General features: G+C 64.5%; 8 protein-coding genes. 4 read left to right on the forward strand and 4 right to left on the reverse strand.

The window, feature by feature from the left end; all coding sequences use genetic code 11:
- A partial coding sequence (locus AAGA11_22285; protein ID MEM9605604.1) for a DMT family transporter occupies positions 1-384 on the forward strand: 384 nt, incomplete at its 5' end.
- A gap of 25 nt (positions 385-409) precedes the next feature.
- Here AAGA11_22285 and AAGA11_22290 read toward each other — a convergent pair.
- From AAGA11_22290 to AAGA11_22305, 4 genes are read right to left on the reverse strand one after another with little or no spacing between them, the layout of a single operon-like run.
- Complete coding sequence (locus AAGA11_22290) at positions 410-1,249, reverse strand: transporter substrate-binding domain-containing protein (GenBank protein MEM9605605.1); 840 nt, start codon at positions 1,247-1,249, stop codon at positions 410-412.
- A 32-nt stretch (positions 1,250-1,281) separates the two neighbouring features.
- Positions 1,282-2,055: an amino acid ABC transporter ATP-binding protein gene (locus tag AAGA11_22295; GenBank protein MEM9605606.1), complete on the reverse strand. Its 774-nt coding sequence runs from the start codon at positions 2,053-2,055 to the stop codon at positions 1,282-1,284.
- Positions 2,052-2,720, reverse strand: a complete 669-nt coding sequence (locus AAGA11_22300) for an amino acid ABC transporter permease (GenBank protein ID MEM9605607.1) — start codon at positions 2,718-2,720, stop codon at positions 2,052-2,054. Before AAGA11_22300 ends, AAGA11_22295 begins: the two co-directional genes overlap by 4 nt.
- 1 nt (position 2,721) lies before the next feature.
- Complete coding sequence (locus tag AAGA11_22305; protein ID MEM9605608.1) at positions 2,722-3,396, reverse strand: amino acid ABC transporter permease; 675 nt, start codon at positions 3,394-3,396, stop codon at positions 2,722-2,724.
- A 146-nt stretch (positions 3,397-3,542) separates the two neighbouring features.
- On the opposite strand from AAGA11_22305, the gene betC reads away from it, so the two are divergent.
- From betC to AAGA11_22320, 3 genes are all read left to right on the forward strand, one after another.
- A complete protein-coding gene (betC, locus tag AAGA11_22310) occupies positions 3,543-5,066 on the forward strand; it encodes a choline-sulfatase (GenBank protein MEM9605609.1) in 1,524 nt (507 codons plus the stop codon).
- 75 nt (positions 5,067-5,141) lie between these two features.
- A complete protein-coding gene (gene hpaR, locus AAGA11_22315; protein ID MEM9605610.1) occupies positions 5,142-5,591 on the forward strand; it encodes a homoprotocatechuate degradation operon regulator HpaR in 450 nt (149 codons plus the stop codon).
- A gap of 121 nt (positions 5,592-5,712) precedes the next feature.
- A complete protein-coding gene (locus AAGA11_22320; GenBank protein ID MEM9605611.1) occupies positions 5,713-6,303 on the forward strand; it encodes a hypothetical protein in 591 nt (196 codons plus the stop codon).
- Positions 6,304-6,498 lie beyond the last annotated feature (195 nt).

The raw sequence follows: 6,498 nt of genomic DNA on the forward strand, positions 1-6,498 counted from the left end.
CTGACCTCGATCGCAATCGGCCTCGGCATCGGCGACGGCCGCTTCGATCAGTTCGATTCGGCGTCGTTGCAGTTTCTGTTTCGCTCGTGGACGGTGCCGGAACTCGCCGATCTGCCGTTTTTCATCGTGATGGGTGTCTGCAGCACGGCCGGGGGCTTCATGATCTCGCAGGCCTACAAGCTCAGCGAGGCCGCCTTTGTCGCGCCCTTCGAGTACCTGATGATGCCGCTCGCGATCTTCTGGGGCTGGTTGATCTTCGACGACCTGCCGACCGCGGGGGAGTGGGTCGGTATCGCACTCATTCTCGGCTCGGGCCTGTATATGGTCTACCGCGAGACCCGCACCGAATCGCCGGCGCGCCTGTTGCCCAAAGCGCGCCGGTGAGCGGTCCGGCGCGCCAGGGTGTCGGTCAGTTGAACAACAGTTCGCGTTGAATCACCGGCGAGGCTGCCGGGTCGAGGCCGAACTCGGTCAGAAACTCCTCGTACCAGCGCTGGGTGCGACCGGTCTCGTAGTAGTAGAAGATCGTGTGGTCGACCCAGTCACGGAAGGTCTTGTCCGCTTCACGCCGCACCGCAATGGATGATGGAGAGCTGAAGGCCGGAGTGGGGATGACGAGTTGACCACGACCGAGCTTCTTGCGTGCTGCGAGCAGCGGCGGGTGGAACAGCGACACCGCGTCGACGCGGCCCGACTGGAACGCGGCGATGGCGGCGCCGTTGTCCGGAAAGCGCTGGATATCGGCGTTCGGGATGGTGCGCGTCAGGAACGCGTCCATGCTGGTGGCCTGCGGCACGCCGACGGTGACGTCCGGGTTGTTGAGGTCTTCCCAGGCGGTGACCTCGAGGTCGTCCTTGGCCAGCACTGCGAGCGAGATGTACAGCAGCGGCTGTTTCGGGTAGTCGACCACCATCGCGCGCTTGGGCGTTGCGTCGAGGAACATCATGTCGATCTTGTCGGCCTGCAGTGCCGCGATTGCGGTGGCCCAGGTCACTTCAACGGTTTCGAGTTCGACGTCGAGCTCGTTCGCCATCGCCTGACCGATCGACACGATCAGCCCGCTCTCCCACTCGCCGTTGGCCGGGTTCTTCGAATACCAGGGCGGCGCCTGTGTCACGCCCATGCGCAGCTTGCCGGTCTCCTGGATCTTCTCCCAGGTCGACTCGGCCTGCGCCGCGCCGGTGCTGAACGCCAGCGCGGCGAGCGCGGCCGTGAGCCCGGTCAGGCATTTCTGTGCAATCCACTTCATCGTCATCATCTCCTTCACGTCGTTTTGGGCGGTCAGCCCGGCAGTTTGAACAGCGAATGCCCGTCGAGAAACTCGCGCATCCGCTGACTTTGGGGGTTTTTCAGAATCTCGTGCGGCTCACCCTGTTCGAGGATCACGCCGTCGTTCAGGAAGTGCACCTGACTCGCCACGTGGTACGCGAAGCCGAGCTCGTGTGTCACGCAGAGCATCGTCATGCCGTCGTCGGCGAGCTCACGCATGGTGCGCAGCACTTCGCCAACGAGCTCGGGGTCGAGCGCGGAGGTGACCTCGTCGAACAGCATGACCTCCGGGTCCATCGCCAGTGCGCGGGCAATCGCAACGCGTTGTTTCTGCCCGCCCGACAGCCGCGACGGGTATTCGCTGGCTTTTTCGGCGAGGCCCACGCGTTGCAGTTGCGTCATCGCCTTGTCCTTGGCGTCGGCCTTGGAACGGCCGAGGACGATGCATTGCCCCTCCATGACGTTCTCGAGCACGGTCATGTGCGGGAAGAGGTTGAAGTGCTGGAACACCATACCGATGCGCGCACGCAGGGCGCACAGGTGGGATTCGCGGTACTGCATCTCGCCGTTGCGCTCGGTGCCGATCAGCTCGCCCTTGAAGTGCACGCGGCCGGCCGTCGGAGTCTCCATGAAGTTGATGCAGCGCAGCAGCGTCGACTTGCCCGAGCCGCTCGACCCGATCAGGACGATGGTCTCGCCCGCGTTGACCGTGAGGTCGATGCCCTTGAGCACCTCGAGATCGCCGAAGCGCTTTCGCAAGCCTTCGATGCGCACCAGTTCCGTCATTGGTCACCTTTCTTCAGCATGCGCTCGAGCACGTAGGTCGCCTGCACCACTGGGTAGAGCACGCAGAAAAACAGAAACGCCACCGCGGTGTACGCCTCGATGGGGTTGTAGTTGAGGTCCGCAATCAGCTTGGCCTGGTTCAGCGTTTCGACGTAGCCGACCACCGAGGCCAGCGTCGACATCTTGAACACCTCGATACCGCGGTTGGTCAGTGCCGGCAGCACCCGTTTGATCGCCACGGGCAGGATGACGCGGCGCAGCGTCTGGTTGTAGGTCATGCCGATGGCCTTGCCGGCTTCCCATTGGCCCTTGTCGATCGACTGGATGCCCGCGCGGTAGATCTCGGCAGAGAAGGCCATGGTGTTCAGGGCAATGCCGAGTATCGCGGCGAGGTAGGGGTCGGTTTCGATGCCGGTCAGGATCGGGAACGCGTAGTAGAACCAGATGATCTGCACCAGCACCGGGGTGTTGCGGAACACCTCGACAAAGACGCGAGCGGGCCAGCTCAGAAACGGCGACCGGGCGTAGCGGCACACGCCGACAACGAGCCCCCCGGCGAGGCCGAGCACCACCGTGATGGCGAATATGACAACCGTGCCCTGCAGCCCGACCCACAGCACGTGCCAGTTGGCGAAGATCGTTGCGAAATCCCAGTTGTGGCCCATGTCAGCGCACCGTGCCTTCGCCAGACTTCGCGAGGCGGTGTTCGATGGCGATCGAGAGCTGGCTGAAAGCAAAGATCAGCACGAGATACATCACTGCGACCACGGTGTAGACCTCGAGCGGTCTGAAGGTTTTCTGGGCGATTTCGTTTGCCTGGAACATGAGGTCGGCGTAGGCCACGGTCGACACCAGGGTTGTCGTTTTCAACAGCTCGATCGAGCGCTCCATGAACGCCGGGATCATCCGCTTTACCGCCTGCGGCAGGATGATCCGGCGCAGCGATTGGGTGTACGTCATGCCGATCGCACGGGCGCCCTCCCACTGGCCGCGGTCGATCGACTGCACGCCGCTTCGGAAGATCTCTGCAAAAAACGCGGACGACTGGATCGAGAAGGTCACGATAGCGGCAATGAACGGGGTCATGCGCACGTCGACGAGGATGGGCAGGGCAAAGAAGAACCAGAACAGCTGAACCAGCGGCGGCGTGGTGCGGAAGAACTCGATGATGAACGCCGCGACCCCGGAGAGGGGGCGGAAGGTCGAGAGCCGTGAGAGCGCGAGGACCAGACCGAGTGGCACGCCGAAGAACAGCGACAGGCCCGTGACCTTCAGGGTATTGACGAGCCCGAGCATCAGGAGGTCGATGTCCCGCAGCACCGCCAAGAAATTCCATTCCATCGCGACTCACTCTGGCCGATCGCCGCGCGCCGTGCGATCACGCAGCGGGTTGCGCACGGTGCGTCGACGGATGAGGCCAGGTCATTGCACCGAGCGAGGGCTCAGCGTACCGTCCGCAGACGATCTTGTCGATGAGCGCGCGCTCCATGCCCAGGCCCAATATCCTCTTCATCCAGGTTGACCAACTCACGGCGCGCTCGCTCAAGGCCTACGGTGACCCGGCCTGTGTGGCGCCCAACCTCGACAGGCTCGCCGAAACCGGCGCCGTGTTCGACCGGGCTGTCTGCAACTTTCCGCTCTGCGCGCCGTCGCGGTTCTCGATGGCGACGGGCAAGCTGTGCTCGGCCATCGGTGCCTACGACAACGCCGCCGAAATGCCAGCTTCGGTGCCAACCTACGCGCACTACCTGCGGGCCTCGGGTTACCAGACGGCGCTGTCGGGCAAAATGCATTTCATTGGGCCGGACCAGTTTCACGGCTTCGAGAAGCGCCTCACCGCCGACCTCTACCCGTCGGACTTCTCCTGGGTGCCGAACTGGGGCGACGAGGGTGAGCGCGACACCAACGACCCGCGCAGCGTGACGGTGTCGGGCATCTGCGAGCGCTCGGTGCAGATCGACTTCGACGAGCTCGTGACCTACCACGCGGTGCAGCACCTCTACGACATCGCGCGCGCCGGCGACCAGCGGCCCTTCTTCCTGCAAGTGTCCTACACGCACCCGCACGAACCCTACCTGTGCCGCAAGCCCTATTGGGACTTGTACGAGGGGGTCGACATCCCGCTGCCTGCGGTCCCCGCACTCGCTGAGGCCGAGCACGACGCGCATTCCGTCCGGTTGCTGTCCGATTTCGGCATGCTGAACGTGCGTTTTTCCGACGAGGATATCCGGCGAGCCAGGCGGGCCTACTACGGCTCTATCAGTTACCTCGACGAGCTGATCGGGCGGGTGCTCGCGGCGCTCGAGGGCACCGGGCAGGCCGACAACACGGTGATCGTCTTCACCTCGGACCACGGCGAAATGCTCGGTGAGCGGGGCATGTGGTTCAAGAAGCACTTCTTCGAGCCGTCGCTGCACGTGCCGCTGATCGTCAAGGCGCCCGGTGTGCCGGCCTCGCGCTGTCAGACGGCCGTGTCGCTGGTCGATCTCCTGCCGACCTTCATGGGCTTTGCGAGCGGTGGCGCGTGGCGTTCCGACGTCGAAGACCTCGATGGCGATGACATCATGCCTTTCCTCCAGGCCGAGCAACCCGATCGCACGGTGTGTTGTGAGTACCTCGCCGAGGCGACAACGGCGCCGATCTTCATGCTGAACCGGGGCAGCCTCAAGTTCATCCACTCCGAAGCGGATCCGCCCTTGTTGTTCGACCTCGATGCGGACCCGGATGAGCGCCGCAACCTCGCCACCGACCCAGCCTGGGCTGAGGTCGTGGCGCAGTTCACGTCCGAGGTACAACAGCGTTGGGACAGCGCGGACCTGAGTGAGCAGATCCGACTGAGTCAGCGGCGGCGGCGGCTCATCAACGCGGGGTACGCTCACGGTGAGCGGCCACGGTGGAACCACGGCGAGGACCCCGGCACCGACGTGATCTGGTACCGCGGCGAGGGCAGTTACAACGCCTGGGCTTTCGACTACCTGCCCATCGAGGCCGATTCCGGCGAGACGGCGTAGCGCGCAGGCAACGCCGGACGGCCTGAGCTGCGAGGCTGATACACTGCGTGTTTTCTATCAGGTGAACGCGCAGCGATGCCCAAGGCCCACCGGCGCGCCCCTGCGGTGCCAACCCAGACGCGGCGGTCGATTCCGATTGCGTTGTTGCGCGCGCGCGAGCAGGTGATGGGTCGGTTTCGGCCGATGTTGGCCGAGCACGGCGTGACCGAACAGCAGTGGCGGGTGCTTCGGGTGGTGGCCGAGAGCGAGGCCATCGACGCGTCGGAGCTCGCCCATCGGGCCTGCATTCTCGCACCGAGCCTCACACGCATCGCCAAACACCTCGAGGACGGCGGGCTGATCAAGCGCGTGAAAGACGCACGGGACGCGCGGCGTGCACGTTTCGATATCGCGCCGGACGGGCTTGCACTGATCGACGCGATGGCGGCGGACCGCGAAGCGATTTACGCGTCAATCGAGACCGAGTTCGGCCACGAACGCATGGAAACCCTGCTGGAACTGCTCGAGCAGTTGGCCGAACTTTGAACGGCTTTGCGACCGGCGTGGCAGCACGCGATTGCGCTTCGGGGTAGGCTTCGTCTCGGTCGAGACCGGAGACCACAGCACGGCCCCGCTCACCGCCACCGCTACACGGGTTTGGAACGCCATGAAACACCTGATTATGCTGTGCAGCGCACTGACGCTCTGGATCGGCGCTGCGTCGCTGCCGTTGCACGCAACCGACGGCATCGACCCGCTGTTCGGCAGCTGTGAAAGCTCGCCCGAGGAAGCCGTGCTGACGCTTGGCGACGAGACCGTGGCGCACTTTGCCCGCGTGGCCTGCACCGTCTTCGGCCACATCGTGATGCCGACCGAGCGCTACTTCTGGTCCTTCTACGGGGGCGTCGCGCCCGTCGTGCTGACGGCGCAGGACGACGGCCCGGACGCGGAGCTGACCGCGGTGTTCAACGACGTTTATTTCACCGCCATCGACGCGGGTGAGCTCAGCGGTGACGCGGCGCGCAGAGCATTTGAAGGGGCACGGTTCGGCGACCACTTCGGCGCCGATGTGCAGCCGACGGTGTATGCGATTCGCACCGAGTCGAACACCGGCGTGAGCAAGACGCTCTACCTATACACCCACGGCGAGCAGATCGCCGGCGCAATCCCGTACCCCGAGTGGTTCGAGCGCATTGACGACCGGCCGCTGCTGCCGATCTTCGTGCTGGACCGCACCACGGTCGACACCAGCAACTGATCCGTTCACGGCGGACACATAGCCGCTGTTTCGCACCCGCCTCGTCAGGGGCGCGTCACCCCGTGGGAGCCGCCGCCTCGTGAATCGAGCAACGGTGAATGCGGTTTTCCGTTCAGCAGAAGAATCGCTGCATGTCGCTTTGCGACGATGCAGCTCCCACAGGTTCCGCGTCGTTCCGCAGCGTCGGGAAGCCAC

It is taken from the genome of Pseudomonadota bacterium (genome assembly GCA_039196715.1).
Taxonomy (GTDB): Bacteria; Pseudomonadota; Gammaproteobacteria; order CALCKW01; family CALCKW01; genus CALCKW01.

Coding starts and splice junctions, on each gene's coding strand:
- AAGA11_22290 (MEM9605605.1), bottom strand. CDS start 1,249: ATGAAGTGGATTGCACAGAAATGCCTGACCGGGCTCACGGCCGCGCTC.
- AAGA11_22295 (MEM9605606.1), bottom strand. CDS start 2,055: ATGACGGAACTGGTGCGCATCGAAGGCTTGCGAAAGCGCTTCGGCGAT.
- AAGA11_22300 (MEM9605607.1), bottom strand. CDS start 2,720: ATGGGCCACAACTGGGATTTCGCAACGATCTTCGCCAACTGGCACGTG.
- AAGA11_22305 (MEM9605608.1), bottom strand. CDS start 3,396: ATGGAATGGAATTTCTTGGCGGTGCTGCGGGACATCGACCTCCTGATG.
- betC (MEM9605609.1), top strand. CDS start 3,543: ATGCCCAGGCCCAATATCCTCTTCATCCAGGTTGACCAACTCACGGCG.
- hpaR (MEM9605610.1), top strand. CDS start 5,142: ATGCCCAAGGCCCACCGGCGCGCCCCTGCGGTGCCAACCCAGACGCGG.
- AAGA11_22320 (MEM9605611.1), top strand. CDS start 5,713: ATGAAACACCTGATTATGCTGTGCAGCGCACTGACGCTCTGGATCGGC.